The organism is Streptomyces sp. NPDC088350, assembly GCF_044753545.1.
Taxonomy (GTDB): Bacteria; Actinomycetota; Actinomycetes; order Streptomycetales; family Streptomycetaceae; genus Streptomyces.
In genome coordinates this window covers 327,416-353,742 of sequence record NZ_JBIVNL010000003.1, presented here as the reverse complement: position 1 = coordinate 353,742, position 26,327 = coordinate 327,416, and the positions used below count along the sequence as shown (strand labels likewise).

23 protein-coding genes and 2 pseudogenes are annotated in these 26,327 nt (G+C 71.4%); 8 read left to right on the top strand and 17 right to left on the bottom strand.

Annotated features, from left to right (window positions below; genetic code table 11):
* Positions 1-21 precede the first annotated feature (21 nt).
* A complete protein-coding gene (locus ACIQBL_RS11520; RefSeq protein ID WP_401939629.1) occupies positions 22-1,158 on the top strand; it encodes an alanine--tRNA ligase-related protein in 1,137 nt (378 codons plus the stop codon).
* On the opposite strand, the pseudogene ACIQBL_RS11515 reads toward ACIQBL_RS11520, so the two are convergent.
* Positions 1,149-1,463 (bottom strand): annotated as a pseudogene (locus ACIQBL_RS11515) (ABC transporter); the annotation flags it as partial. The gene ACIQBL_RS11520 and the pseudogene ACIQBL_RS11515 overlap by 10 nt on opposite strands.
* Here ACIQBL_RS11515 and ACIQBL_RS11510 point away from each other — a divergent pair.
* Positions 1,449-2,186: pseudogene (locus tag ACIQBL_RS11510) on the top strand (alcohol dehydrogenase catalytic domain-containing protein). The pseudogenes ACIQBL_RS11515 and ACIQBL_RS11510 overlap by 15 nt on opposite strands.
* On the opposite strand, the gene ACIQBL_RS11505 reads toward ACIQBL_RS11510, so the two are convergent.
* Together ACIQBL_RS11505 and ACIQBL_RS11500 are read right to left on the bottom strand one after the other, a co-directional pair.
* On the bottom strand, positions 2,176-3,171 hold the full coding sequence (locus ACIQBL_RS11505) for an LLM class flavin-dependent oxidoreductase (RefSeq protein WP_401939626.1): 996 nt from the start codon (positions 3,169-3,171) through the stop codon (positions 2,176-2,178). The pseudogene ACIQBL_RS11510 and the gene ACIQBL_RS11505 sit on opposite strands and share 11 nt — an antisense overlap.
* 52 nt (positions 3,172-3,223) lie before the next feature.
* On the bottom strand, positions 3,224-3,682 hold the full coding sequence (locus ACIQBL_RS11500; RefSeq protein ID WP_401939623.1) for a (2Fe-2S) ferredoxin domain-containing protein: 459 nt from the start codon (positions 3,680-3,682) through the stop codon (positions 3,224-3,226).
* Positions 3,683-3,743: 61 nt separating this feature from the next.
* Between ACIQBL_RS11500 and ACIQBL_RS11495 the strand changes: the two genes are divergently transcribed.
* On the top strand, positions 3,744-4,235 hold the full coding sequence (locus ACIQBL_RS11495) for a hypothetical protein (RefSeq protein WP_401939620.1): 492 nt from the start codon (positions 3,744-3,746) through the stop codon (positions 4,233-4,235).
* 20 nt (positions 4,236-4,255) lie between these two features.
* Here ACIQBL_RS11495 and ACIQBL_RS11490 read toward each other — a convergent pair whose 3' ends face one another.
* The 5 genes from ACIQBL_RS11490 to egtA all read right to left on the bottom strand — a co-directional run bounded on the left by ACIQBL_RS11490 (position 4,256) and on the right by egtA (position 8,944).
* A complete protein-coding gene (locus ACIQBL_RS11490; RefSeq protein WP_033279016.1) occupies positions 4,256-4,471 on the bottom strand; it encodes a dodecin in 216 nt (71 codons plus the stop codon).
* Between the two features lie 93 nt (positions 4,472-4,564).
* A complete protein-coding gene (gene egtD, locus ACIQBL_RS11485; protein ID WP_401939618.1) occupies positions 4,565-5,527 on the bottom strand; it encodes an L-histidine N(alpha)-methyltransferase in 963 nt (320 codons plus the stop codon).
* Positions 5,524-6,297 (bottom strand): ergothioneine biosynthesis protein EgtC, encoded by a 774-nt coding sequence (egtC, locus tag ACIQBL_RS11480; protein WP_401939616.1) that lies wholly within the window; start codon positions 6,295-6,297, stop codon positions 5,524-5,526. Before egtC ends, egtD begins: the two co-directional genes overlap by 4 nt.
* Positions 6,297-7,637, bottom strand: a complete 1,341-nt coding sequence (egtB, locus tag ACIQBL_RS11475) for an ergothioneine biosynthesis protein EgtB (RefSeq protein WP_401939614.1) — start codon at positions 7,635-7,637, stop codon at positions 6,297-6,299. The genes egtC and egtB overlap by 1 nt, the downstream gene beginning before the upstream one ends.
* Complete coding sequence (gene egtA / locus ACIQBL_RS11470) at positions 7,634-8,944, bottom strand: ergothioneine biosynthesis glutamate--cysteine ligase EgtA (RefSeq protein ID WP_401939611.1); 1,311 nt, start codon at positions 8,942-8,944, stop codon at positions 7,634-7,636. Before egtA ends, egtB begins: the two co-directional genes overlap by 4 nt.
* Positions 8,945-9,224: 280 nt before the next feature.
* Between egtA and ACIQBL_RS11465 the strand changes: the two genes are divergently transcribed.
* On the top strand, positions 9,225-10,043 hold the full coding sequence (locus tag ACIQBL_RS11465; protein ID WP_401939609.1) for a TIGR02452 family protein: 819 nt from the start codon (positions 9,225-9,227) through the stop codon (positions 10,041-10,043).
* 168 nt (positions 10,044-10,211) lie between these two features.
* On the opposite strand, the gene ACIQBL_RS11460 is transcribed toward ACIQBL_RS11465, so the two are convergent.
* The 4 genes from ACIQBL_RS11460 to ACIQBL_RS11445 form a co-directional block, all read right to left on the bottom strand.
* Positions 10,212-10,658, bottom strand: a complete 447-nt coding sequence (locus ACIQBL_RS11460) for a type II toxin-antitoxin system PemK/MazF family toxin (RefSeq protein ID WP_366099202.1) — start codon at positions 10,656-10,658, stop codon at positions 10,212-10,214.
* Between the two features lie 56 nt (positions 10,659-10,714).
* Positions 10,715-12,202 (bottom strand): flotillin family protein, encoded by a 1,488-nt coding sequence (locus ACIQBL_RS11455; protein WP_401939606.1) that lies wholly within the window; start codon positions 12,200-12,202, stop codon positions 10,715-10,717.
* 144 nt (positions 12,203-12,346) lie between these two features.
* Positions 12,347-12,565 (bottom strand): hypothetical protein, encoded by a 219-nt coding sequence (locus tag ACIQBL_RS11450; RefSeq protein WP_234476770.1) that lies wholly within the window; start codon positions 12,563-12,565, stop codon positions 12,347-12,349.
* 26 nt (positions 12,566-12,591) lie between these two features.
* A complete protein-coding gene (locus tag ACIQBL_RS11445) occupies positions 12,592-14,013 on the bottom strand; it encodes an amidase (RefSeq protein WP_401939603.1) in 1,422 nt (473 codons plus the stop codon).
* A gap of 238 nt (positions 14,014-14,251) precedes the next feature.
* Here ACIQBL_RS11445 and ACIQBL_RS11440 point away from each other — a divergent pair, with 238 nt between their 5' ends.
* Both ACIQBL_RS11440 and ACIQBL_RS11435 read left to right on the top strand, forming a co-directional pair.
* The gene (locus tag ACIQBL_RS11440) at positions 14,252-15,640 is read left to right on the top strand and encodes a glycoside hydrolase family 43 protein (protein WP_401939601.1); all 1,389 of its coding nucleotides are present in this window, start codon (positions 14,252-14,254) and stop codon (positions 15,638-15,640) included.
* 76 nt (positions 15,641-15,716) lie between these two features.
* Complete coding sequence (locus ACIQBL_RS11435) at positions 15,717-16,976, top strand: glucarate dehydratase family protein (RefSeq protein ID WP_401939598.1); 1,260 nt, start codon at positions 15,717-15,719, stop codon at positions 16,974-16,976.
* Positions 16,977-16,987: 11 nt separating this feature from the next.
* Here the strand turns inward: ACIQBL_RS11435 and ACIQBL_RS11430 are convergent, their stop codons facing one another.
* The 3 genes from ACIQBL_RS11430 to ACIQBL_RS11420 form a co-directional block, all read right to left on the bottom strand.
* A complete protein-coding gene (locus ACIQBL_RS11430) occupies positions 16,988-18,352 on the bottom strand; it encodes a Fic family protein (protein WP_401939597.1) in 1,365 nt (454 codons plus the stop codon).
* Between the two features lie 61 nt (positions 18,353-18,413).
* Entirely contained in the window at positions 18,414-19,727 is a 1,314-nt protein-coding gene (locus tag ACIQBL_RS11425; protein ID WP_401939595.1) for an MFS transporter, read from the bottom strand.
* A 405-nt stretch (positions 19,728-20,132) separates the two neighbouring features.
* Positions 20,133-20,555, bottom strand: coding sequence for a hypothetical protein (locus tag ACIQBL_RS11420; RefSeq protein ID WP_401939593.1), 423 nt, complete (start codon positions 20,553-20,555; stop codon positions 20,133-20,135).
* A 359-nt stretch (positions 20,556-20,914) separates the two neighbouring features.
* On the opposite strand from ACIQBL_RS11420, the gene ACIQBL_RS11415 reads away from it, so the two are divergent.
* On the top strand, positions 20,915-21,889 hold the full coding sequence (locus ACIQBL_RS11415) for an SMP-30/gluconolactonase/LRE family protein (RefSeq protein WP_401939591.1): 975 nt from the start codon (positions 20,915-20,917) through the stop codon (positions 21,887-21,889).
* Positions 21,890-21,963: 74 nt separating this feature from the next.
* On the opposite strand, the gene ACIQBL_RS11410 is transcribed toward ACIQBL_RS11415, so the two are convergent.
* The gene (locus ACIQBL_RS11410) at positions 21,964-23,586 is read right to left on the bottom strand and encodes an MFS transporter (RefSeq protein ID WP_401939589.1); all 1,623 of its coding nucleotides are present in this window, start codon (positions 23,584-23,586) and stop codon (positions 21,964-21,966) included.
* A 141-nt stretch (positions 23,587-23,727) separates the two neighbouring features.
* Between ACIQBL_RS11410 and ACIQBL_RS11405 the strand changes: the two genes are divergently transcribed.
* Positions 23,728-24,723 carry an Lrp/AsnC family transcriptional regulator gene (locus ACIQBL_RS11405; protein ID WP_401939587.1) on the top strand — a complete coding sequence of 332 codons (996 nt, stop codon included), beginning with the start codon at positions 23,728-23,730 and terminating at the stop codon, positions 24,721-24,723.
* Between the two features lie 109 nt (positions 24,724-24,832).
* On the opposite strand, the gene ACIQBL_RS11400 is transcribed toward ACIQBL_RS11405, so the two are convergent.
* The gene (locus ACIQBL_RS11400) at positions 24,833-26,173 is read right to left on the bottom strand and encodes a jacalin-like lectin (RefSeq protein WP_401939584.1); all 1,341 of its coding nucleotides are present in this window, start codon (positions 26,171-26,173) and stop codon (positions 24,833-24,835) included.
* Positions 26,174-26,327: the final 154 nt, after the last annotated feature.

Genomic DNA, 26,327 nt, shown 5'->3' with positions numbered 1-26,327 from the left:
CGACCCGAAGGACTCACCGCCATGAACACCGACGACACCGTCCGCACGTTCCTCGACTTCTACCGTGAACGCGGGCACGAGCTGATCACCGGCGGCACGCTCCTGCCGCCGCCCTCGGACCCGGTCCTCTTCACCACCTCCGGCATGCACCCCCTCACCCCCTACCTCCAGGGCCGCCCCCATCCACAGGGGCGCCGCCTGGTCAACCGCCAACGCTGTCTGCGGACCACGGACCTCGACGAGGTCGGCGACCTCACCCACCTCACCGTGTTCGAGATGCTCGGCTCGTGGTCATTGGGCGACTACGGCCATCCGCAGAGCCTGCGCTGGGGCTACGAGCTGCTGCGGGACGGCTTCGGCATCCCCCGCGAGAAGTTGTACGTCACGGTGTTCGGCGGCGACGAACAGGTTGGCCCCGACCTTGAATCGCTGCGTACCTGGCGGGAGTCGGGGCTGCCGGTGGAGTCGACGAGGGACGAGAACTGGTGGTCCAACGGGCCCGTCGGACCCTGTGGTCCCGACTCGGAGATCTTCTTCTGGACCGGTGACTGCCCGCCGGAGGGCCGACCGACCACCGACTCGCGCTGGGTGGAGATCTGGAACCACGTGCACATGCGGTACGAGCGTGGTGAGGACGGTGGGCTTGTGCCGCTGCGGCAGGTCAACGTCGATACGGGGATGGGGTTGGAGCGGCTCGTGTCCGTCCTTCAGGGGCGGCGATCGGTCTATGAGACGGATCTGTTCGAGCCGTGGGTGCGGACGGTTTCGCTGTTGTGGGATCTGGACGAGCGCTCGATGCGGGTGGTCTGTGATCATCTTCGGTCGAGTGTGGTCGTCCTGGGGGACGGGGTACGGCCGTCCCACACCGGTCGCGGGTATGTGTTGCGGCGGTTGATCCGGCGGCTGCTCACCGTGCTGCGCGGGGATGACGACTCGCGTACGTTGTGCGATCTGCCGGGGGATCTTTTCGGTACCGGCACTGTGCGGGAGGTGTTGCTGGACGAGGAGCGGCGGTTCGGGCAGCTTCTTGAGCGGGGGCGGCGGGTGTTGTCGCGGCCGGAGTTTCGGGGGCCGTTGAGTGAGGAGGACTATCGCTACCTTCACGACACGCATGGGTTGCCCCGTGATGTGGTCGCCGGTTCGGTGGATCAGAGCTGAGTGGTTCGGCCGCGGGTTCGTCGTGGCTGGTCGCGCAGTTCCCCGCGCCCCTGGGAAGTTGCCATCGACCTTGCTGGACAGGGCGCCGTAGTGCTCCCTGCCGCCCTTGCCACATCCCTCGGCGGGCCCGCAGCCACGATTCTGCCTCCCTCTTCCCCTCCACCCTGCCCCATGCCGATCACCCAGTCCGCGCCCGCCACCACCGCCATGTCGTGCTCGACCACCACCACGGTGTGACCGGCGTCGACGAGGCCGTGCAACTGGCGTAGCAGGACCTCTACGTCCGCCGGGTGGAGACCGGTCGCCGCGACACCTTCTTCGTGAACGCCGGAGTGCCGGGCGTGCGGTTCCCGCTGGTCACCGGGCATGAGATCGCCGGGCACATCGACGCGCTCGGCGAGGGCACCTCGGACAGCGGCTGGCGGGTCGGCGACCGGGGCGCCGTCGGCTGGTTCGGCGGCAGCCGCGGCCACTGCACCCCTTGCCCACAGGGCGACTTCATCGTCTGCGAGAACCTGAAAGTGCCGGGCTGGGCGTACGACGGCGGCTTCGCCGAGATGGCGGTCGCGCCGGTCGACGCGCTCGCCCGCATCCCCGAGAGCCTGTCGGCCAGTGCCGCCGCGCCCACGGGCTGCGCGGGCGTGACCACGTTCAACGGACTGCGGCGCAGTTCCGCCGGGCCGGGCGACCTGGTGGCCGTACTCGGACTCGGCGGTCTCGGCCACCTGGGCGTGCAGTACGCGGTGGCCATGGGATGCGAGACCGTGGCGATCGCGCGGGGCGCCGAAAAGGCCGACTTCGCCGAGTAGTTGGGCGCGCACCACTATGTGGACAGCACGGCGGACACCGAAGTCGCCGAGGCGCTGCGGGCGTTGGGCGGTGCGAAGGTGGTGCTGGCCACGGCGGCCTTCAGCGCGCTGCACGGCATCCGCCCGATGGTGGAGACCGTCCCTCTGGACCGGGCGGGCGAGGCCTACGAGCGGATGCTGTCCGGCGCCGCGCGCTTCCGGATGGTGCTCACGCCATGAGGGAGGCGAGCCGCCGGTAGGAGTCCAGCAGGGCTTCGCGGTCGTAGGTGCTGGTGGTGACGAGGACCTCGTCGGCCCCCGTCTCCTTCAGCACCGTCTCCAGCTCGTGGGCGACCTGTTCCTCGGTGCCCGCGAGCTGTCCGGTGAGCCCGGACTCGTAGAAGCCGAACTCCTTCTCGGTCATGGCCAGTTGCTCCACGCGTTCGGCGGGTGGGAGCGGCGGGAAGGTGCCGTGGGTGCGCGCGTACGCCATCGACCAGGCCTCCGGGACGAGGAGCCGGCGGGCCGCCTCGGGGGTGGCGGCCACGGCGACGGTCCCCGAGATGACGACGTAGGGCCGCGGGGCCCAGGGAGAGGGCTGGAACCGGGCGCGGTAGTGGTCGATCCCGCGCTGCATCTTCTCCCGGTTGCGGAGGTCGCCGATCACCATCGGCAGGCCCGCGCGGGCCGCGATGCCGGCACCCTCGCCCATCGCGAGCACGAACGGCGGGACGCTCAGGCCCTCCGAGGGCCGCGCGTGGGCGCCCGTGGGGGAGGTGCCCCGGAACCAGTCGAGGAGTTCGTCGAGTTGTACGGCGAAGTCGTCGGCGTCGTCCTTGTCGCGTCCCAGGGCCCTGCGGACGCCGTCGGTGAAGCCGACCGAGCGGCCCAGGCCCATGTCGATCCGGCCAGGGAACAGCGACTCCAGCACCCCGAACTGCTCCGCCACGACCAGGGGTTGGTGATTGGGCAGCATCACCCCGCCCGTGCCGACGCGGATGGTGCGGGTGGCCGAGGCGACGGCGGCGGCCAGCACGGTCGGCGCGGAACCGGCGACCCCGGGCACGCCGTGGTGCTCCGACACCCAGAACCGGTGAAAGCCCAGCTCCTCGGCCTCCCGCGCCAGCCGTACGGTGTCGCGCAGCGCCTCGGCGGGCGGATGCCCCTCACGGGTGCGGGAGCGGTCGAGGACGGAGAAGGGGGTCGAGCCGATCACGGAACTCACATCGGGTTCAACGCCCGGGAGCCCCCGGCATTCCCGGAACCGGGCCCGGCACTCATCGCCGGGACCGGACGCGTGCCTCCCGGGGCGGTGCGATGAACTGCAGCTCCAGCGTGACGGGCGGCTCCGCGAGCCCCGGCCCGCCCGCCGCCGCCCACTCCAGCACTTCCTCCGTGCAGTCGTCGTCCATCGCGAACCCGACCCAGGTCGGCCGCCCACCTGCCCGGCGCCCCGCGGCCGACGGCTGGACCACGATCACGTTGGCCTGGTCGCAGGGGCCCAGGCAGTCCGTCGTACGGACGGCGAAACCGTGCTCGGCGGCGCCGGACCGCAGCCGTTCCAGCTGCCAGGCGTGGTCCGTCCCGGGGTGTTTGCGCGGGTCGCCGCAGCAGCAGCCCCGGCAGACGACCAGGGTGCAGGGGCGATGGGGGTACCGCCCGGTCGAGCGAAGCCGAGACTGGGGGAGGGCGGCGCCGATCAGGAACGTACGGGGGGCGGGAGCGGCGGCAGACATACGAGAAGCATGAGGCCAGGGCCCCGCGCGCGCGGCGCCGGGGTCCGCCTAGGGTGGCTCGGTGACAACTGACAACAGGCGGCCACTCGCCGTGTTCGACCTCGACAACACCCTCGCCGACACGGCGCACCGGCAGCGGTTCCTGGAGAGCGAGCCGCGCGACTGGGACGGCTTCTTCGGTGCCGCCGCGCAGGACCCGCCGTTGGCGGAGGGCGTCGCGCTCGCGCTGGAGTGCGCCGAGGAGTGCGAGGTCGTCTATCTGACCGGGCGGCCCGAGCGCTGCAGACGTGACACGCTCGCCTGGCTGGCCGCGCAGGGGCTGCCCGAGGGGCGGGTCTTCATGCGGCGCGACGACGACCGCAGACCCGCGCGGCGCACCAAGCTGGAGATCCTGAGGCGGCTCGCCCGCGACCGCGAGATCCGGGTTCTCGTGGACGACGACGAGCTGGTCTGCGACGACGCCGAACGGGCCGGGTTCAGGGTCGTACGGGCCCGCTGGACCGCCCCCTCCGCCGCGCTGGAGGCGGCACAGGAGGGGGAGGGCCGGACCTGAGAGGGCTGTTCGCTACGGTGTCAGTCCTCGTCCTCGATGCGGAAGCCGACCTTCAGGCCGACCTGGAAGTGCTCGATCTGCCCGTTCTCGATCTGGCCCCTGACCTGCGTCACCTCGAACCAGTCGAGGCTGCGGAGGGTCTGCGCGGCGCGGGCGACGCCGTTGCGGATGGCCTGGTCGATGCCCTCGTGAGAGGTGCCGACGATCTCGGTGACCCGGTACGTGTGGTTGGACATGCGGGTACTCCTCTCGGCCGTGACGGGCGCGTCACGCGTCACTCCACCGTGCCCCAAGGCGCGGCGGTACGCGAGACGGCCCGTCACCCGCCGTCAGCGCACCACGCTCAGTGACAGCGCGAAGCGTCCCTCCCGGTCGGTCCACCAGTGGGCCAACTCCAGCCCGGCCGCCGCCAGTTCCGTCCGCACGCCCTCCTTGCGGAACTTCGCCGAGATCTCCGTGCGGAGTTCCTCGCCGGCCGCGAAGTCGACGGCGAGATCGAGCGCCGGGATCTTCACGGTCTGGTCCGTGCGGGACCGCAGCCGCATCTCGATCCACTCGTGGGCGCTGTCCCAGAGGGCGACGTGGTCGAAGGTGCCGGCGTCGAAGTCGGCGCCGAGTTCTCGGTCGACCACGGTCAGGACGTTCTTGTTGAACGCGGCCGTCACCCCGGCCGCGTCGTCGTACGCCCTGACCAGGACCTGCTCGTCCTTGACCAGGTCCGTGCCGAGCAGCAGCGCGTCGCCGGGAGAGAGCAGGGCGCGGAGGCCGGCGAAGAACGTGGCGCGTTCCGCCGGGAGCAGGTTGCCGATCGTGCCGCCGAGGAACGCCAGCAGTCGTGGACCCGGTGTCTCCGGCAGGGTGAGGTCGCCGGTGAAGTCGGCGATCAGCGCGTGCACGTCCAGGCCCGGGCGCTCCGCGATGAGGGCGTGCCCGGCCTGCGTGAGCGCGCTCTCGCTGACGTCGACGGGGACGTACAGGCGCAGTGCGGTGAGCGCGTCGAGCAGATGGCGGGTCTTGTCCGAGGAGCCGGAGCCCAGTTCGACGAGGGTGCGGGCACCGGTCGCGGCGGCGATCTCGCCGGCCCGGTCGACGAGGATCTCCCGCTCGGCACGGGTGGGGTAGTACTCGGGCAACTCGGTGATCCGCTCGAAGAGTTCGCTGCCGTGGGCGTCGTAGAACCACTTCGGCGGGAGTGACTTCGGGGTGCGGGTGAGGCCCTCCAGGACGTCGGCGCGCAGGGCCGCGTCGGTGGCGTCCTCGGGCAGGGTGCGGGTGAGAAGGAACGGGCTCACGTACGGGGCTCCTTCGGTGGTGCGAGGTCTTTCAGGGGGGTCAGGTGGACCTCGGTGCGGGTCGCGGTGAGCAGAGTGCGGTCGGGGGCCTCCTGCCAGTGCGGGTCGTCGTCGTAGGGCTCGGAGGCCACGACCGTGCGGCGGCCGGGCTCCGAGAGGTACCAGAGGGTGTCGCCCCAGGCCGTGGCGGCGATCGTCTCGCCGTTGGTGAGAAGGAGGTTGAGGCGAGAGCCGGGGGCCGCGTGGGCGACCTCCGGCACCGTGTCGGCGAGCGCCTGGCCCTCCTCGTCGCCCGCCCGCAGCCGGCCGAGGACCAGCGCCCAGACGAACGCCGAGTCGCAGCGGGCCTCCAGGGACAACAGGTCCACCGGCGGCAGGCGCCTGGCCAGTGCCGCGAGTGTGCGGGGCCAGCCGGTGACGGCGCCGTTGTGGCTGAACAGCCAGGGGCCCGCGGCGAACGGCGCCGCCGCTGCCTCCCCGTCCGCACCCGCGAACGTCGCGTCCCGTACGGCGGCCAGCAGCGCCCCCGAGCGGACCACGCGGGCCAGGTCGGCGAAGGACTGGTCGCCCCAGATGGGCACGGCCCGCCGGTAGCGGCCCGGCACCGGATCGCCCTCGGCGTACCAACCCACCCCGAAACCATCGGCGTTGACCGTCCCGTGCCGCTGCCGCCGGGGCTCCCAGGACTGGCGGTACAGGCTGTGCTCCGGTTCCACGAGGAGTCGGCCGAGCGGCTCCTCGGGTCCCAGGTACGCCAGATGACGGCACATCAGACGGCCCCCGAGCGGGCCGTGCGGAATCCGGAGAAGATCTGCCGCCGGATCGGGTAGTCCCAGTTGCGGAACGTGCCCCGGCAGGCCACCTCGTCCACCGCGAAGGAACCGCCCCGCAGCACCTTGTACTCCGGGCCGAAGAACACCTCCGAGTACTCCTTGTACGGGAACGCCCTGAACCCCGGGTAGGGCAGGAAGTCGCTCGACGTCCACTCCCACACGTCACCGATCAACTGCCGTACGCCGAGCGGTGATTCGCCCGCCGGATAGCTGCCGGCGGGTGCCGGGCGCAGGTGGCGCTGACCGAGGTTGGCGTGTTCCGGTGCCGGGTCGGCGTCGCCCCACGGGTAGCGCATCGAGCGGTCGGCCGTCGGGTCGTGGCGGGCGGCCTTCTCCCACTCCGCCTCGGTGGGCAGCCTGCGTCCGGCCCAGCGGGCGTAGGCGTCGGCCTCGTACCAGCACACGTGCACGACCGGCTCGTCGTGCGGTACGGCCTCCGTGACACCGAACCGGCGCCGCAGCCATTGGCCCGCCTCCCGGCGCCAGAACTGCGGCGCGACAACGGAGTTGCGGCGGATGTGCGCCCAGCCCTCCTTCGTCCACCAGCGCGGGTCGTCGTAGCCGCCGTCCTCGATGAACGCCAGATACGCACCGTTCGTCACCGGGGTCGTGTCGATGTAGAAGGGTGCCACCTCGCGCCGGTGTGCGGGCTTCTCGTTGTCCAGGGCCCATGGCTCGGTGGAGGTGCCCATCGTGAACGGGCCGCCGGGGACGAGGACTTCGGCCGGGCCGGTGTACAGCGGTACCGGCTCCGGGTCCGGGGCGGTCAACGCCTGCGGTCCCGTGCGGAGCTGATGGGTGATCAACATGGTCTCGTCGTGCTGCTGTTCGTGCTGGGCGACCATCCCGAAGGCGAAGCCCGCCTCCGTCAGCCGCGTCCCGCGGAACGTCGAATCGGCCAGTACGTCCGTCACCCGGCCGCGCACCTCGGCCGCGTACTGCCGGGCCTCCGCGGGCGGCAGCAGCGGCAGCGAGGGGCGTTCGGAGCGCGGGTGCTCGAACGCGTCGTAGAGGCCGTCGATGTCGGGCCGCATCGCGTCCCGGCCGGCGACGGCCCGCAGCAGCCACAGCTCCTCCTGGTTGCCGATGTGCGCGAGGTCCCAGACCAGCGGGGACATCAACGGCGAGTGCTGGGCGGTGAGTTCGGGCTCGTCCACGCAGCTCGTCAGGAGCGTGGTGCGGTCCCGGGCCGTGGTGAGGGTGGTCAACGCCCGTTGCCTGAGCGCCTCGATATCGATGTCGGCGGCGGTGTCGGCGGCGGTGTCGGCGTCGGTCATGTGCGGATGTCCTTCCCGTGCGGGCGGCTGTCCGTGCCCCGCACGCGGTCGAGCAGATCGTCGGCGGGACAGCGGCCCCGGACGACATAGCGGTCGAAGTACGCGCGGACGGCGCCGGTGACCTCGGCGGTGGCGCCGAGCCGGGGCAGGGCCTCCAGGGCCGTCGCGAAGCAGACGAGGGCGACCTCGTGCAGCTCCGGGTCGGACAGTCCGTAGCGGGCCGCGTCGATCCACAGCGGATTGTGCGGCGCGGGCAGTCCCTGGGCCCGTTCGGCCAGCGGCTTCACGGCCCGGTACGCGGTCTCGGCGGCCTCGGGGTCGTCGAACAGCGCCGTCGTCACGGCCAGCGGCACGATCCAGCCGTCGTCGCCGGGCTGCGCGTCGATCATGCGCAGTTCCAGGTGCCCACGTGGTCTGACCGGCGGGAACAGGGTCGTGACGTGGTAGTCGAGGTCCTCACGGGTCGGCGGCCTGGGCGCCCCCGACCTGATCCACTCCCGGAACGTCAGCTCCTCCGGGACCTCCCACGGGCCGCTGTCCTGCCGGATGCACATCACCGGCGAGTCCAGGACGTGGTCGGTCCAGGCGTCGCGCGGTGCCGCGTCCAGTGTCGGTCCGCCCGCCCGGCCGGGGCCGATCTCCATCCAGATCAGCTGCCGGGTGGAGCGCCAGCCGGTGGGGCTGCGGCCGACCAGCGGGGAGTTGGCGAACGCGGCCACCAGGACCGCGCCCAGCTGGTGGGCGAGCCACCAGCGCCGCCCGAGGCCCAGCGGACCCGGCTCCTCGTATCCGGCGTCCAGGCACACCTGTACGGACGCCGAGGTGCACATCATGCGGCGCCCGGCGGGGCCGGTGCGGTCGAGGCAGCGCTCCATCGCGTCGTAGCGCGGCTCGTGCAGGAAGCGGCGCGGCGGGTGCCAGGGATCGTGGCCGATGCCGACCAGTCCCAGGCCGTCGCGGCGCAGCATCGCGCGGACGGTGTCGAGATCCTGGGAGACGGAACCGATGCACTCCATCAGGGAGGCGGCGGGCGGCGAGCTGAGTTCCAGCTGGCCGCCGGGCTCGACGGTGAGCGCCGACCTCAGAGGCACGGTCTTCAACGCGGCGTAGGCCGCTTCGAGTCGTTCGGGTGTCACGGGGAGCTGCGGCAGGCGCAGCTCGTGGACGAGCCATTCCACTTCGACCCCGAGCGTGCGGGGCGGACCGGTCTTGAAGCAGATGCCCCTGACCAGGGCTTCCACCTCGGGTTCGGTGACCGCGGTACGGGGCTCCGTACAGTCGCCGCAGTCACTTGCCGTATCGGACATGTCGGGATCCTCCTGAGATTCCACCATGCCACCGGCCCGGTTTCTGTTGGGCCCGGGTCGGCACACTCGTACCACCCAAGACCCTCGCGTCGCGTCGCACAAGGGTGCGTATCGGCACGTTCGGGATCGGTAATCTCCGGTTCGCCGGACGTTCGCGGAGCCCGGAAACTCCGTTGCACCGCACGACCAGCATCGCTCACGATGCCTGTATGAGCACGACGGGGGAGAACACGGGGGAGATCGCGGGGCGCGCGCTCATGGCGTACACGGGGGTTATGCCATGAGCGCGCGCCTGCGCGGCATCGCGCAGCAGACCGAGCAGATCGTGGCGGCCGGGAGCTACCGCGCGGCGGACGGGCGCGAGGTGTCCATCGCCGCGGAGACCGAGGCGGCCCGCGCGGGCACGCGCCTCTTCGGACCGGAACCGGTGCAGATACCACCGTTCTCGCCCGTGGAGACATCGTTCGAGGTCACGGGCGAGAGCAGCCTGGAGGCCGCCCGCCGGCTCACCGGCCCCGTGGCCGTGCTGAACTTCGCCTCGGCCCGCAACCCCGGCGGCGGCTTCCTGAACGGCGCGCAGGCCCAGGAGGAAGCCCTGTGCCGCGCCTCCGCGCTGTACACGTGCCTGCTTGAGGCCCGAGGCTTCTACGACCACCACCGCGCCCACCGCGACCCGTTCTACACCGACCGGGTCGTCCACTCACCTGCCGTCCCCGTCTTCCGCGACGACAGCGGCCGACTCCTGGACGAGCCGTACACCGCCGGTTTCCTGACCGCCGCCGCGCCGAACGCGGGGGTCGTCCTGCGTACGGCACCGGAGCGCGCGGCCGAGCTGCCGGGCGCCGTCGCCGTACGGGCGGAGCGCGTGCTGGAGACGGCCGTCGCGCACGGCTACCGGCGGCTGGTCCTGGGCGCCTGGGGCTGCGGGGTGTTCCGACACGACCCGGCCCAGGTCGCGGGCGCCTTCCGCACGCTGCTCGGACCGGGCGGACGGTTCGCCGCGGCCTTCGAGCAGGTGGTGTTCGGCGTCCTGGACCGCACGCCGGGTGCCACGGTCCGGGACGCCTTCCTACGAGCGTTTCCGGAGCGTCAGCCTTAGAGGCACCGGTCGGGAACCGCGCCCCGAAGGGGCGCGGGGCTGTATCGATATGCGGCTACCGCCGCGTGGGCGCGATCAGCCACGGCGTCGCCGCAGACGAAAAACAACCCAACCCAACCCAACCCAACCCAACCCAACCCGGCCCGGCCCCGCGCGGAGCGCTCCCGCTCAGGTCCAGCCGTAGCGCTCGTGCAGCCGGTGCCGTACGAGGTTGAAGCGCATCTGGTCGATCGCGCACGCCTCCCGGCGCATGCCGTCCTCGTGCAGCCGCAGCACGCGGTCCACGTCGACCCACGAGTCGCGCCCCGACTTGTCCCACGGGCCGCTGCCGATCGCCACCCACTCGCGGTCGCCGTCGTGCCGCTTGCTGGAGAGCTGGACGGCGAGCAGGGTCCCGCCGGGCTCACGGGCCACGACGAGCACCGGGCGGTCCTTGCCCCGGCCGTCGTTCTCCTCGAACGGCACCCAGGTCCACACGATCTCACCGGGGTCCGGGTCGCCGTCGTGCGCGGGGGAGTACTCGGTACGCACCTTGCCGACCTCACGGGGGTCGGCCTCGGTGGTGGCGGAGGGGCCGAAGCGGCCCGGGACGTTCTCATCGGTATACGCGGTCACGGAGGCACCTTAGAGCGTGTCTCCGTGACCGCGGACGCCGGGCGCCCGTCAGACGATCACTTCTCGTCCTTCTCCACCGGCACCTTCTGCGACGGCCGTGGCACACTTCCGTCGAGGGCCGAAGTCCCGTTCGGGGTCTGCCCGTTCTGGTTCATCGTGGCCAGCAGCTGGCGGGCCAGACCGAGACCCGTGCCGCCCATGGTGAGCGCCTTGGCGAGCATCTCCGCCATGCCGTCGGCCCCGTTGAGGACCACCATGTTGTCGACGCTGCCGAACGCGGACGCGCCTGCCCGCACGATCTCCGGCCAGTTCTCGGCGAGTTGCTGCGCGACCACCGCTTCCTGGTTCTCGGCGAGGGCCGCGGCCCGCGCCTTGATGGCCTCCGCCTCGGCGAGACCCTGGGCCCGGGTCGCCTCGGCGGCGGCGAGACCCTTCGCCTGGGCGGCGGCGGCCTCGGCCTCACCGGTGGCCCTGGTGGCCGTCGCGGCGGCGGCACCGCGTGCCTGGGTCGCCTCGGCCTCGGCGTTCGCGGCCGTCTTGATCCGGTTCGCCTCGGCCGTGGCCGCCAACTCGGTCTCCTTCGCCTTGGCTTGGGCCGCGGAGATCCGCGCGTCGCGCTCGGCCTCGGCGCGGGCCCTCGTCTCGTACGCCTGGGCGTCCGCGGGCTTGCGGACGTCCGCCTGGAGCTGCTGTTCCCGGCGCAGGGCGTCGAGTTCGGCGATCCGGGTCTCCTGTACGACGACGTCCTGCCGGGCCGCGGCGTCCGCGAGCGGTCCGGCCTGCCGGGCCTTCGCCGCCGCCTTGTCGCGCTCGGCCTGGTAGCCGGCCTGGAGGATCTCGCTGTCCCGGGTGGCCTCCGACATCCGTGCCGCGGCCTTCTGTTCGGCCTCGGTGGCCAGCCGGTTGGCCTCGGCCTGCGCGATGCGCGCGTCCCGCTGTACGGCGGCGGCGTGCGGCATCGCGAGGTTCTTGATGTACCCCGTCGGGTCCTCGATCTCGTGGATCTGCAGCGAGTCCACGATCAGACCCAGCTTCTCCATCTCCGTACCGCACGCGGCCCGGGTCTGGCCGGTCAGCTTCTCCCGGTCGCGGATCATGTCCTCGACCGTCAACCCGCCCACGATGGACCGGAGATGACCGGCGAACACGTTGTGCACCCGCTCCGACATCATCTTCTGCTGGTCGAGGAAACGACGGCCCGCGTTGGCGATCGACACGAAGTCGTCGCCCACCTTGAAGATGACCACGCCCCGCACCTTGAGCGGAATGCCCTGGGTGGTCACACAATCCACGTGCAGCTCGGTCTCGTTGAGGTCGAGCGAGATCTTGCGCACCGCCTGCACACCCGGCAGCACCAGCGTGCCGCGCCCCGTGACGATGCGGAACCCCATGCCTTCCTCAAGGCCTTCGGTACGGTGCTTGGAGCCCGAGATGATGAGTGCCTCGTTGGGCTCCGCGACCCGCCACATCGACTTGAACAGACCGATCAGTACGAGGACGGCGACAACCGCCACCCCCGCTACGACGCCGATGACCATCGGCATACGCCCCCTTGTGATGGTGCCCTTTCGGCACCGAACGAAGGGAGTGTGCGCCTGTGGGACACCGGGGTACAGACGTTGACGGATCCTTGTTGCAATCTTGACGCGAACGCCCTTGAAACGGCTCTCACCTGCGGGGGAGCACGCTCAACTGTCGTACGCCTCTGTGACGTAGACGGTACGTGGCGGCAGATATTCCACGACCATCACCACGGTCCCCCGCTCGATCCGGCCCGTGCCGGTGGCGGCGTACGCGAGGAAGTGCTCGGCGCCCCCGCGCACCCGGACGATCACCTCACCGACGAGCCCGGGCCCGACCGTGCCGGTGACCCGCCCCATCAGCCCGACCATCGACGCATCCTGCATGGTCACAGGGTACGGGCCCAACCCGGCTATGCCGCCGGGGAATCCGCGGTGACCGGCTCCGGCCACTTCTCGTGCCAGCGCAGGTCCGCCTCCAACTGGGCGGCGAGCGACAGCAGAAGGGGTTCGCTGTTCGCCGGGCCCAACAGTTGGGCGCCGACGGGGAGTCCGCCCGCCACGAAGCCCGCGGGGACGTTGACGCCGGGCCAGCCGAGGATGTTCCACGGCCAGGCGTAGGGGCACGCGGCGATCATCGCGCGGTCGGTCGCCAGGCCGCTCAGGTCGAGCATCGCGCCGACGAGAGGCGGGGGAGCGGCGGTTGTCGGGGCGAGGACCAGGTCGTACCTCCCGAAGAACGCGCCGAACCGGTCGTGCAGGACCGCCTCCGCGCGCCGCGCCGCCCGCAGCGGGGCCCCGCCGAGCCGTCGGCCCAGGCGGGCGGCGTCCAGAGTGCGCCGGTCCAGGAGTTCGGGGTGCGGAGCCTCGCGGACCCGCTCGGCGACACCGACGGTGGCGCGCGGGACGAAGGTCAACCCGATCCGGCCGTACGGCGGATCGTCCTCCACGACCGTGTGCCCCAACCGGGCCAGTTTCTCGGCGAGTTCGAGCACCCGGGCCCTTACGTCCGGTCGCAGCCGGGCCGGCAGCGCGGTGAACGGCGGCTTCAGCGCGAGCGCGATGCGCAGGCGTCCGGGGTCGCGGCCCACGGCGTCCGCGAGGGTGAGCGCGGGTGGTCGGTGCGGGTCCCGGGCGTGGTTGCCGCTCGCCGCGTCCAGGAGCAGGGCGGCGTCCGCGACCGTGCGGGCGAGGGTGCCGTTCACCGTGATGCCCTGGAAGGACTCGCCGCGCGGCCAGGTGGAGATACGGCCGCGCTGCGGTTTGACGCCGATGAGGTGGGTCCAGGAGGCGGGGATGCGGACCGAACCGGCGCCGTCCGAACCGAGCGCGGCCGGGACCAGCCCCGCCGCGACGGCCGCCGCCGAACCACCCGACGAACCCCCGGGCGTATGAAGGGAGTTCCACGGATTGCGGGTCGCCCCGAACGCGGGCCCCTCGGTGAACGGCCACTGCCCGAACTCGCAGGTGTTGGTCTTCCCGACGATCACGGCCCCGGCCGCGCGCAGCCGCCGTACCGCCTCGCCGTCCTCGGTCGCCGGCGGGAACTCGCCCCGGCAGCCGAACGCGGTCGGCTCGCCCGCCACGTCCGTGTCGTCCTTGACGGCGACCGGCACCCCGAGCAGCGGCCTGCGGCCTCCGGCGGCCAGTTCCTTGTCCGCGGCTTCGGCCTCGGCGAGGGCCGCCTCCGTCCGTACGACCCGAAAGGCGTTCAGGGAGGCCTGAGTCGCCCCGATCCGGGCGAGGGCCCGCTCAGCCAGCGCCCGCGCCGTCACCTCCCCGTCGGCCAGCGCGCGGGCGGACTCGGCCAGGCCTGCGGAACGGTCGGGCGTCATGGCGGCACCTCCGGAAGCGCGTTGTCTACCGAACGGTAACGTCCAGGCGGGCAGCGCGCTGCGGTTGCGGCAACTTCCGTCGGGGCGTGGGTGGTTCGGCCTTCGCCACAGGCGTCCCACAGAGATCGTCCAGCATTGCGCAAACCATTGACGTGCTCCTGCCCCACCCCTACTTTCTGACCGCATTCACGAACCGCGTTCGACCTGACGAACGTCCGAGTCTCCGGGAGAGCCGCCCGTGACCACCCGTCCCCCCACACCGTCCCGCCGCGCCCTGCTGCGGGCGATGGCCGCTCTGCCCGCCTCCGCGCTCGTCCTGGGCGAGGCACCCGGGCTGCTCGGCACGGCCCTGGCCGCCGCACCGGCGAGCGGCTACGCCACCCGGTACACCATCGTCCCGTTCCTCAACAGCGACGACGGCACCGTCAACGTCTACCAGTCCGACGACGCCACCGACTTCCGGCTCGTCCAGGCCTCCGCGTACACCCCGCCCGGCAACCGCATCCGCGACGCCAGCGTGTTCAGGCACACCGACGGCTCCTACTACCTGACGTACACCACCCACACCTGGGAGGACGTCAGCACCACCATCGGCTTCGCCCGCAGCGCCGACCGCGTCGACTGGACGTTCCTGTACGACTACGCGGTCCCGATCACGAACCTGTCCCGCGCGTGGGCGCCCGAGTGGTTCGTGGACGGCGACGGCAGTGTCAACGTCATCGTGTCCTGCTCCACCACCGACGACGAGTGGATCTTCACCCCGTACCGGCTGCAGGCCACCAACTCCGCGCTGACGGCGTGGAGTTCACCGGTCGCCCTGTCCGGCATCGGCTCCAACCACATCGACACGTACATCGTGCGGACCGGCTCGACCTACCACGCCTTCACCAAGAACGAGACGGCGAAGTACATCGAGTACGCCACCGCCACCAGCCTCACCGGCCCCTACACGATCTCCAGGACCGGCGACTGGGCCGGCTGGGGCAGCTACCGCGAGGGCCCCTCGGTGGTGCGGCTCGACAACGGCGGCTGGCGGATCTTCTTCGACGGCTACGGCGACGGCACCTACTACTACAGCGACAGCTACGACACCTTCGCCACCTGGTCCGCGCCGACCGCGCTGACCACCCTCTCCGGCACGGCACGCCACTTCACGGTCATCAAGGAGACGGTGTCCGGCGGCCCGAGCCTCGCGACCGGCGTCACCCGCTCCTTCCAGTCCGCCAACTACACCACCCGCTACTGGCAGGAGCAGTCCTCGCTGCTCAACCTGCCCGTGGTGACCGGCTCCAGCACCACCGCCCTGAAGCAGGCGTCCACGTTCACCGTCGTCGCCGGCCTCGCCGACGCCACCGGCTTCTCCTTCCGGGACTCCGCCGGCTACTACCTGCGCCACTACGACTTCCGGGGCCGCTTCGACGCCAACGACGGCACGACGACGTTCGCGCAGGACGCCACGTTCTACGCCCGGACGGGCACGGCCACCGGCTCGCTGCGCTTCGAGTCGTACAACTACCCCGGCTACTACCTGCGCCACTACGACTACCAACTGAGAGTGGACCCGACGGACGGCACGGACCTCTTCCGGACGGACAGCTCGTTCGTGCCCGTGACGGCCTGGGCCTGAGAAGTGACTGCGGTTCGCGGAAACGGGGCAGGATGCCTGAGAATTTGAACGGCCGTGGCCTGGAGGCGCTGGGCGCATGAGTGGTACGGCAGGAACCCGGATCCGTGAACTGATCGTCACCCCGATCGCCTTCCGCGACCCGCCCCTCCTCAACGCGAACGGCGTCCACGAGCCGCTCGCCCTGCGATGCGTCCTCCAACTCGTGCTGGAGGACGGCACGGTGGGCCTCGGCGAGTCCACGGGCGGCACCGTCCGCCTGGAGCGACTTGAGGCCGCGGCGAAGACCGTCGCAGGGAGGGACGTCTTCGACACGACGGCCCTTGTCGCCGCGATCGACGACGCCCTGCTGCCGACCGTCCCCAGCGCCCACGAACGCGGCTGGACCACCTCCGCGGTGGAGGTGGCCTGCCTCGACGCACAGGGCAAACTGCTCGGACGGCCGGTCAGCGACCTGCTCGGCGGGAAGGTCCGGGACGCCGTGCCCTTCGCCGCGTACCTCTTCTACAAATGGGCCGAACACCCCGCCCTCGACGGCCGCCCCGCGGTGGGCGACGACTGGGGTGCGGCGCTGGACCCCGCCGGGATCGTCGAACAGGCCCGGCTGATGCAACAGCGGTACGGATTCAGGTCGTTCAAGCTCAAGGGCGGTGTCTTCCCGCCCGACGAGGAGATCGCCGCGATCAGGGCACTGGCGGAGGCCTTCCCGGGGCAGCCGCTGCGCCTGGACCCCAACACGGCCTGGACGACGGAGACATCGGCATACGTGGCAGGTCAACTGGACGGCGTACTGGAGTACTTGGAGGACCCGACCGCCACCATCCCCGGCATGGCACAGGTCGCGACGGAGTCACCGCTCCCGCTGGCCACCAACATGTGCGTGATCGCCTGGGAGCATCTGAAGCCGGCGATCGAGCAGCGCGCGATCCAGGTCCTCCTCACCGACCACCACTACTGGGGCGGGCTGCGCCGGACCCGTGAACTGGGCGCCGTCTGCGAGGTGTTCGGGCTCGGCCTGTCCATGCACTCCAACTCGCACCTGGGCATCAGCCTCGCCGCCATGACCCATGTGGCGGCGACCATCCCCAACCTCGACCACTCCTGCGACACGCACTACCCGTGGAACTCGGCCGACGACATCGTCGTCCCCGGAGTGCTGGAGCTGCGGGACGGCGCGGTCGAGGTCCCCACCGGTCCCGGCCTCGGCGTGGAACTCGACCACGACGCCCTCGACCGACTGCACCGGCTGTACCTGGACTCCGGTGTGCGCGGACGCGACGACACCGCCTACATGCGGCGGGTCCGGCCCGACTACGAACCCGGACTCCCCAGGTGGTGAACTCGCTGCCCCTAGGCGCTGGTTGAGGCGGCGCGGCGTCGGGTCTCCGTGAGGTGGATGTCGACGTACCGGGTGAGGATCACCCCGCTCTGCGGGTCGTCGGCCGGCAGGCTGAAGCGGCGGAGCAGGCTGACCCCGTCCAGGGCGACGCCCTCGCGGGCCAGGACGAAGACGAGGGCGAGGAACGCGGAGCGGGCGTTGCCGTCGTCGAAGGGATGGAAGAAGCACACGTCGAGAAAGGCGCGGGCGGCGCGGGCGGTCAGGGGGAGGGCCGCCGACGCGCTCTCGGCCAGGCAGGCGTCCAGGCGTTCGCGGGTGTCGGGGCCGATGCCGTAGCGCTCCCTGCCTCCTTTGGCGAAGGCCGGCAGGGTGCGGAACGACGGCTGTCGCGTTGCGTGCAGCACGTGCCGCTGCCAGCCGCGCAGCAGGTCGAAGTCGAGCGGGGCGCCGCGCGCGGCGTCGGCCCGCACCAGGTCCAGGGCGGTGAGCAGGCCTTCCCCGCGAGCGGTCGACACGGTGGAGTCGAAGGCGCGAACGTACTCCACCGCGCCGTCGCGCGACGGAGTCACCGGTCGGTCCCCATCGCCGTCCGGGGCCTCCTCCCACGGCACGGTCCCGCGCACCGCGAGCCAGCTCCGCAGATGGTCCGGCACAGGCCCGGCGGGCGGCCGTACGGTGTCGTCGGGGCGCAGTGACAGGGCGAGGCGCTCCGCGACGTCGTCGACCAGCACCCGGTCGGGGCCGGTCCAGCTGTGGAACCGCCCGGCGATCGCGTCGTGGACCAACTCGTGCGCCACCTCGGGGTCGACGCGCCAGCGGCTGAGGAACCAGATGAGCACCTGATGGCAGTGCCCGTACCAGCCGCTGCCCGAGCCGGTGCGGTCGAGGGCCTGGAAGATCAGGTTCCGGGCGGCGCACTCCCACAGGGTCCGTTGGTCCCCCACGGCGGCCAGATCCAGCGGGTACGCCTCGAACAGGCCGGCGAGCCGCTCCAGCCACTCGCGCCACTCGCACAGCCCGGCGACCACCCGGTCGAGGGTCTCCTCCGGTGTGGTGAACGAGTGCGACGCACAGCACCAGCTGCCGACCGGGCCGCCGTCGTAGTCCCCCTCGTCGTGCGCCCACCGCCAGCCCACGGCCCAGCCGCCGTAGTGCTCGGCGAGGGCGTACGACATGGCGTCGGCCCAGAGCCTCGCCGCGTCCCCCTTCCCGTCGTCCGGCGCGGGATCGCCGTAGGGGACGGCGGGGCGGGCCGGCATCCGGCGGGCCGGTCCGAGCGAGCGCACCACGTCCGCCGCGGACTCGCTGTCGAAGGGATGACGGGTCGGGTCCACCTCGTCCCAGCTCAGCGAACGAGGGTTCAGATCCTTCAGCACCGCGCAAGCCTGCACACCCGCCCGGCGCGGGTTCAACCGAATTACCGCAGGGCACCACCCGTCAACGCGGCGTCGTGGACGGCTCGTTGGGGAGCATGGCCCGCGGCGGGCGGCCGGCGCTCGCGCGCAGGGTGGGTTCGTTGCGCAGCCGTACGAAGGTGATGAGCAGCGCGACGGCCTGGACGGCGGCGCAGCCCAGGACGGCCGTGCCCAGGTGCGCCGGCGGGGTGACGGCGACGAGGACGCCGGCGACCGGGAAGGGCAGCAGCAGGAGCAGCATGGTCAGGGAGAGCGTCGTACCGAAGGCCGTGGCCGGGATCACCAGCGAGCGCAGGGTGCGCAGTACGACCGTGAGGCCGCCGTCGCCCGCCATGAAGAGGGCGATGAGGATCGTGTAGGCGGCGTAGGACGGGGCCTGGGGAAGGGCCAGACAGGCCGCGGAGGCGAACGTCGCGCACACGACACCCACGCCCCACAGGTCGACGCGGGACAGGGCGAGCCGGCAGAGGGTGATCGCCAGCAGGGTCGCGGCGGCGGCGGCGGACCACAGGGTGCCGACGTCCGCGGAGGAGCGGCCGAAGTTCTCCACCACGATCACGGGACTGGCCGACTGGAGCAGGCCGAGGGCGAGATTGGAACAGGCCAGGCCCGCCACCAGCCAGCGCAGGGCGGGCAGTCGGCGCAGCATGCGCAGCCCGGTCCGCAGACCGCCGGGTGTGGGTTCGCCGTCCGGGCGGGCGGAACGCAGCGGCGTCGGTGGGGTCTGGAGTCCGAGTACGGCGGCCAGCAGGGACAGCCCGGTCAGGCATCCGAGCATCCAGCCCGGTCCCACCAGCAGCAGGAAGCCCGCGAGCAGGGGGCCGACCAGCATGGCGGTCTGGTCGATGCCGATGAGCACCGACTGCACTCCGTGGGGCCTGTGTTGGGCGCGCCGGGTGACGATCGCCCCTACGGCCTCGTTGGCGACGAAGCTGAACTGGGTGAGGGTGCCGGTCACGGCGGCCAGTACCAGCACGGTCACCGTCTCGGCGGTGCCGCGCGGCAGCATGGCCAGGGCGACGGCCGCCGCGGCCAGCACCACGGCCCGCAGCAGCGAGGCGAGGAAGCACACGATCGCCGCGCCGCGCCGGTCGACCACCTTGCCGGCCAGCACGAACGCGGCGATCCGCGGCGTCCACTCCAGGGCGAACGCCAGGCCCGTCAGCGACGGGGAACGGGTGATGGCCAGGACCAGCAGCGGCATGGCGTACGTCGACATGGAGAACGCCAGGGCGTCACTGGTGCGGGGCGCGTAGATCCTTCGGAACAGGCTGCCGGATGGAACGGCTGCATGGCGACCGGCCGGAGGCCGGTCCTCGTGCAGGGTGATGGCCACGGAATGGGGGGCTTTCGGTGAGACGTATCGCGGAGGTGGATACAGGTGGTGCCGGCCCGGGACGAAAGGAATTCGGCGGAGGCGAGGGAGAGGGGAAAACGCCTTCGGGCAAAGACAGTTGAGGCTTGAAATATAGCGCAGTCATGCGACGCGGCATATCCGGCACGCACATCTCCTCGGGGGCCGCGCATGGGATTCGCGGCATTTCCGATGCCGAAATCGGAAGTGTCCGCAGATTCGTGATGTCAGGGCCGGGAGGGCGACCCCCCCTGCACATCTTCGTCGCCCCTGCCGCGAGGTCCCGCAGGAAGTGCCGGGCGCCGATCGGGAACACGACGGTCAGCGGCATCGCGCTCATCAGGGCACCGGCCATCACCACGGCGTAGTCGGTGTTGTGGGCCACGTTCAGCTTGGCCAGGGCGACTTGGCGGGTGAGCCGGTCGGGGGTGACCGGGACGACCAGTGGCCAGATGCAGTCGTTCCAGAGGTTGATGAACGTGAAGATTCCGAGGAAGGCGAGCGCCGGCCGGAACAGCGGCAACGCCACCCGCCAGTACATGCGGAAGAAACCGCAAGAGCCTTGAGGGAACCGGCCCAGCCGAACTCGGCCATCCTGACGAACTGCGGCACGAGCGGCAGTTGGCCCGGAATCATATAGGTCGCCAAGGGGATGCCGAACAACGACTTCCGCGCCGGGAACTCGCACTTGGCGAAGGCGAACGAGGCAAGGGAGTCGAGGAACAGTACCAGTGCGGTGCCCGCCACCGAGACGACGACGGTGTTGAACAGTGTGCCGAAGAAATCGATCCGGCGGATCACCTGCCGCATGTCGTCCAGGAGATGGGGAACAGCGAGACCAGCACACCGCACAGCAGCAGCACCCGCACACCGATACGGGAGAGCCTGCTGCCGGAGCCGATGGCGAGCCCCGCCCCGCCCCGACGCCGGTCGTCCGGTCAGCGGCCATCGCGGGCTCCCTTGCGCCGCGGGTGGAGCGGGTGGGAACTCCGGGAAGTGACGGGCCGTTACGCAGAGGCAGCCTTGGGGAGGGGTCGAAGAGCAATTCACCGAGCCCCGGGGCCGACCGAGTCACCGAGTCATTCAGCTCTCGCGTCACCGCATCACCGAGTTCGCCCAGCCGCCCGCCCCGCCCCCGCTCACCCCACTCGTCCCCGGAGGCCCGAACGATGACCCGGATCCACGCCCACACGCACCCTCACGCACACCCCCACCCCACCCGGCGTGCCCTGCTCGGCGGCGCCGCCCTGACCGCCCTCGCCGTGACGGTCGGCACCGGCCCGGCCAGCGCCGACTCGGCGACCGCGGAGCCCGGTTGGCCGACGGAGTTCCCGCTGCCCGACGGTTTCCTCCCCGAGGGCATAGCGATCGGCAGCAGGCCGTACGCCTACATGGGCTCCCGGGCCAACGGCGCGATATACCGCACCGATCTGCGCACCGGCGAGGGCGGGATCCTGTCCGAGGGTGCCACCGGCCTGGTCTCCGTCGGGCTGAAACTGGACCACGACGGCCTGTTGTACGTCGCCGGCGGCACCGGAGCCGCGAGAGTCGTCGACTCCCGCACCGGCGAGATAGTGACGACCTATCAACTCACTGCCACTACGGGCCACTTCATCAACGACGTCACCCTGCTCGGCGACCGCGCCTGGTTCACCGACTCGTACGACGCGGTGCTCTACGGCGTGCCGCGCGGCCGTGCGGGCGAGGTCACCGCCCTGCCGCTCACCGGCGACTGGGTGCAGACACCCGGTGTGATCAACGCGAACGGCATCGTCGGCACCCCCAACGGCCACCACCTCATCGTCGTCAGCAGCACACCCGGCAAGCTCTACCGCGTGTCCCTGAAGACCGGCCACGCCACCGAGATCGCCCTGAGCGGCGCGTCCGACGTGGCCAACGGGGACGGTCTGTTCCGGATCGGCCGCACGCTGTACGTCGTCCGGAACCGCCTGAACCTGATCAGCGTGTTCGACCTCGACGCCCAGGCCACCACCGCGACCCTGCGCCGTACGATCACCGACCCGCGCTTCGACATCCCCACGACCGCCGCCCGCTTCGGCAACCGGCTGTATCTCGTCAACGCCCGTTTCACCAGCCCGCAGACGCCGGACACGACGTTCACCGCCGTCGCCGTGTCGATCTGATGTGACAGGGGAGGGCGGGGCTCCGCAGTGGGGCGCGCGGGGAGCCCTTCTGCGGAGCCCCGCCCGGGGGTGGCTCAGCGGTTCGGCGTCGGCTCACCCGCCGTGACGACGGCAGCCTTGACGGCCCCAGCGCTGTTCGCGCCGGCCACCGCGGTCGCCGTTGCCGAAGACGCCTGGCGTGGGCGGAGCAGCAGGACGCACACCAGGGCGGCGAGGAGCGTCAGTGAACCGGCCACGACCAGGCACAGGCGCAAGCCGTCCAGGAACGAGTCGCCCAGTGCGCCCAGGGCGCGCCCGGTGTTCGCGCCGAGGTTCATGTGCGCGACGGCGCCCAGACCGCCGGCGTCGGCGGTGGAGACGATGCTCCGCTGTGCCGCACCCGTCACCCCGGCGTCGGTGAGGTGGCCGGGCAGGGTGTCGAGTGCCTTGGTGGTGAGCAGGGCGCCCAGGACGGCCGGGCCGAGCGCGCCGCCTACCTGCCGGAACGCGTTGTTGCCGGCCGCGGCCATGCCCGCCTGCTGATACGGCACGGAGGCCACGGCGGTCGCGGTCATCGGTGTGACGACGGTCCCGATGCCCAGGCCCAGCAGCGCCAGCCGCCACGCGATGGACGCGAACGACGTGCCGGCGTCGACGGTCGTCAGCGAGAACAAGGCGCCGGAGATGACCAGCAGGCCACCGGTGATCAGGACGCGCGGGGAGACCCGGTGCATGAGCCGCCCCACCGGCTGGCCGACCACGATCGCCGCCCCGGTGACCATGAGCAGCCGCCAGGCCGCCTGAAGCGTGTCGAGCTGCTGCACCAGACCGAAGTACAGGCTGAGCAGGAAGAAGAAGCCGATCAGCGCCAGGAAGGTGATCATCGCGACCAGTGTGGTGGCGGTGAACGCCGGGCTGCGGAACAGCGTCAGATCCAGCATCGGGCTGTCGCTGCGCCGCTCGGCGAACACGAACGCGACCCCGCCGGCGACCGCGGTGAACAGCGCCACCATGACCTTGACGTCCGTGAAGGAACCGGCGCCGCCCTCGATCACGCCGTAGACGAGCGCGGTGATGGCGAGAGTGGCGGTGAGCTGGCCGGGCCAGTCCAGCCTGCGGCCGTGCGGGGCGCGTGAGTCGGGGAGCAGGCGGGCGGCGAACCCCATCGCGATCAGCGGGACGGGGACGGACAGCAGGTAGATCCAGCGCCAGGACGTGTGGTCGAGGATGACTCCGGCGATCAGCGGGCCGACGGCCAGCGCGGCCATCAGGGCGGTCGCCCACACGCCGATGAACTTGCCGCGCTCCCGGTGGTCCGGCACCGCGTGACTGATCAGCGCCAGCGTGGTGGGCAGCAGGGTCGCCGCGCCGAGACCGGCGAGAGCCTGGCCGATCCACAGCACCTGCACCGACTGCGCGGACAGCGCCACGGCGGCACCGGCGGCGGCGAAGAGCAGGCCCGCCTGGAACACCTTCTTGCGTCCGTGCACATCGCCGAAGACACCGGCGGTCAGGATGAACGCGGCCATGGGCAGCACGAACGCGTCCTGGACCCAGGACAGTTGGGCGGTCGACGCGTTCAGCGCCGCCTGGATCGCGGGCAGGCTCACGGCGACCGTGGTCACCGGCAAGTAGGCGACGAAGACGCCGAGGCAGGCCATGACGAGAGTGGCCGCCCGCCGCTCGGGCCGCGCGCTCGCCGGGGTCGTGACGTTCACGGGGAACTCTCCTTCTCGAATCCGATGCCCTCGAACAGGCACGCTCCTCAGGATCTGCTCCGCCATGGACAATCACCAACGCGCGGCCGAAAAGTGCCCAGAAACCTCTATCGGTGGCACTGCTGATGCCAGACTTCCCTCATGACAGACGAAGTGGACGGGAAAATCCTCCGCGCGCTCCAGTGCGCGCCGCGCGCCTCGTTCCGGCTGATCGGCGAGGTGGCCGGGGTCTCGGAGCAGACCGCCGCCCGCCGCTTCCACGCCCTGCGCCGCGCCGGGGTGATGCGCGTGGTCGGCCTGGTCGACCCCGCCGTCCACGGCGAGGCGCGCTGGGTGGCCCGCATCCGCTGCCGCCCCGACCGGGTCGGCCCGCTCGCCGACGCGCTCACCCGACGGCCCGACATCGCCTACGCGGGCCTCGCGTCCGGCGGTTCGGAGATCATCTGCGTCATCAGCGCCCCGGTGCACGTGCCCCGCGACGACGTCCTGCTCCGCCAGCTGCCCAAGTCGGCATCGGTCCTCGACGTGAGCATCGACCTGCTCATCCATCCCTTCGGCACACAAGGGCGAAGCGACTGGACGGGCTACGGCGGCCACCTCACGCCCGAGCAGGTGCGGCACGTCGTGGGCGACCGGCCTCCCGCGCCCACCGGACCACCCGTGCGCCTCACCGACGAGGACACCCCGCTGCTCGACGCGCTCGCGGAGGACGGCCGCGCCACCCACACCCAGCTCGCCGACGTCACCGGTTGGTCCACGGCCCGCGTGGCCCGCCGCCTCGACGCCCTGGAGAACTCGGGCGCCCTCGTCTACGACGTCGAACTGCTCGCCGCACGGCTCGGGTTCGCGCTCAGCGCCACCCTCTGGCTGCGCGTCGCCCCGGCCCGCCTCGCCCGCGTCGGCGAGGAACTCGCGGGCCACGACGAGGTGGCCTTCGCCGCCGCCATCAGCGGCGACTCCAATGTGATGGCCGTCGTCATCTGCCGCGACACGGAGGACCTGTACCGCTATCTGACCACCGAGGTCGCCGCCGTCCCGGGCATCGACGGCTACGGCGTGAGCATCCGCGTCCACACGCTGAAGCAGGCCACCTCGCTCATCTCGCGCGGGCGGCTGGTGCCTCCGGCGTTCGCGTAGGGCGGCCGGACACACCGAGCCGGATCACACGCGGGGGCATGTGATCCGGCGGTGGGTCGTGCGGTGCCGGTACGGCGGTGCCCGTACGGCGGTGCTGTACGGCGGCGCGTCAGCGCTTCGTGTAGATGAAGCCGACCTTGTCCAGCTCGTCGCCGGAGCGTCCGTGGAAGCCGGCGATCTGCCAGCCGGACGGGGCGGTGCGGGTCACGCAGTCCGAGGTGGTGGTGCCACCGGCCAGGGTGTTGCCCAGGTTGGTGGTGAACTTGGCGTAGAAGATCCGCGTGGTGTCGTTGTACTTGCTCTCGCACAGGTACGCCGTCGTCACGTACTCGCCGCTGCCCAGCGTCAGCGAGGACGCGGTGCCGCCGGTGCCGCCGTGGGTGAGCGTGGTGCCGTTGGCGAGGGCGATGCCGACCTGGTCGACGCGCGAGCCGGTGCGCAGCGAGATCTTGGTGGCGCGGGCGGCGGCCGGGACGCTGTCGATGTCCTGGTAGTAGTCGCCGTGCGGACCGCCGAACTGGTCGCTGAGCTGGAAGTCCGCGTTCTGCGACCAGGTGAAGCCGACCGTGATCGGGTCGTGGTCGGAGAGCATCAGCCCGTCCGAGGTGAGGAACTTGGCGTGCTCGTTGTTGTACGAGGTCGCGTTGAGCGTCACCAGCTTGCTGCTGCGGTAGAGGACCTTGTCCACGACCTCGCAGGTGTTGGGCACGGTGGCCCCGGTCTGGTCGCACACCAGCGCGTCGCTGCCCTTGACCGGCGCGACGCCGCCGCGGATCAGCTTGACCCAGGCGTCGGTGAGCCCGTTGGCCGCGCCGAACTCCGCGATCGTGTCGGCGGAGCGGGTGTAACGGGTGTTGGTGTCACCCATCACCACGACGGCGTTGCCCGCCGAGTGAGTGCCGATGAACGAGGTCAGCTGGCTGAGGTTGTCGGCACGGGAGGCCTCGTCGCCGTCGTTCGTACCCGCGTTGGTGTGCAGGTTGTAGAAGTCGACGTACACGCCCTCGGAGAGGCGCTCGCGCATGAACGTGAAGCCCTTGGGGGTCAGGCAGTCGCCCGAGTCGATCTGGCAGGAGTTCCAGTGGACGCGCTCGAAGTCGTCGCCGTCCCAGGCGTAGTTGGAGACCGTGTTGAGCCCGCTGCCGATACCCGCGCCGCCGCTGGTCGCGGTGCGGTAGGGGTGGGTGTCGGTGGAGTACAGGTAGGCGTGGTAGTTGAAGTCCTCCTGCACGTTCACGATGTCGTACGGGGCGATGCGCGTGCCGATCGCGGTGGTGCTCGTGTCGCGCGGCGTCGAGGCGCTGGACAACGACTCCGGCAGCCCGGCGACGTTGTAGGTGAGCACGCTGAAACTGCCCGAGGTTGCGGCGGCGGCCGGAGTGGCGGCGGCCACCGTGATCCCGCCCAGGGCCGCGGCTGCGGCCGCCAGACAGGCGAGAAGTCTGCGCATGGGGAAGTGCCTCCTGCGGAGTGACAGAGGGGGAGGGTGATGCGGCGGTCATGTCAAAATGTAGCGACAAGCGCTTGCTATGACTCCCCTCCGGCCGCACTGAATCAGGAATTCCGCGTGACGCCGAGATGGCCAAGTCCCGCTGTGCGCCCGT

Excerpts from the sequence above, each read along its gene's own strand:
- ACIQBL_RS11520 (WP_401939629.1), top strand. The coding sequence starts at position 22 with ATGAACACCGACGACACCGTCCGCACGTTCCTCGACTTCTACCGTGAA.
- ACIQBL_RS11500 (WP_401939623.1), bottom strand. The coding sequence starts at position 3,682 with ATGTCTGCCGCCGCTCCCGCCCCCCGTACGTTCCTGATCGGCGCCGCC.
- ACIQBL_RS11490 (WP_033279016.1), bottom strand. The coding sequence starts at position 4,471 with ATGTCCAACCACACGTACCGGGTCACCGAGATCGTCGGCACCTCTCAC.
- egtC (WP_401939616.1), bottom strand. The coding sequence starts at position 6,297 with ATGTGCCGTCATCTGGCGTACCTGGGACCCGAGGAGCCGCTCGGCCGA.
- egtB (WP_401939614.1), bottom strand. The coding sequence starts at position 7,637 with ATGACCGACGCCGACACCGCCGCCGACACCGCCGCCGACATCGATATC.
- egtA (WP_401939611.1), bottom strand. The coding sequence starts at position 8,944 with ATGTCCGATACGGCAAGTGACTGCGGCGACTGTACGGAGCCCCGTACC.
- ACIQBL_RS11465 (WP_401939609.1), top strand. The coding sequence starts at position 9,225 with ATGAGCGCGCGCCTGCGCGGCATCGCGCAGCAGACCGAGCAGATCGTG.
- ACIQBL_RS11455 (WP_401939606.1), bottom strand. The coding sequence starts at position 12,202 with ATGCCGATGGTCATCGGCGTCGTAGCGGGGGTGGCGGTTGTCGCCGTC.
- ACIQBL_RS11450 (WP_234476770.1), bottom strand. The coding sequence starts at position 12,565 with ATGCAGGATGCGTCGATGGTCGGGCTGATGGGGCGGGTCACCGGCACG.
- ACIQBL_RS11445 (WP_401939603.1), bottom strand. The coding sequence starts at position 14,013 with ATGACGCCCGACCGTTCCGCAGGCCTGGCCGAGTCCGCCCGCGCGCTG.
- ACIQBL_RS11435 (WP_401939598.1), top strand. The coding sequence starts at position 15,717 with ATGAGTGGTACGGCAGGAACCCGGATCCGTGAACTGATCGTCACCCCG.
- ACIQBL_RS11420 (WP_401939593.1), bottom strand. The coding sequence starts at position 20,555 with ATGCGGCAGGTGATCCGCCGGATCGATTTCTTCGGCACACTGTTCAAC.
- ACIQBL_RS11415 (WP_401939591.1), top strand. The coding sequence starts at position 20,915 with ATGACCCGGATCCACGCCCACACGCACCCTCACGCACACCCCCACCCC.
- ACIQBL_RS11405 (WP_401939587.1), top strand. The coding sequence starts at position 23,728 with ATGACAGACGAAGTGGACGGGAAAATCCTCCGCGCGCTCCAGTGCGCG.
- ACIQBL_RS11400 (WP_401939584.1), bottom strand. The coding sequence starts at position 26,173 with ATGCGCAGACTTCTCGCCTGTCTGGCGGCCGCAGCCGCGGCCCTGGGC.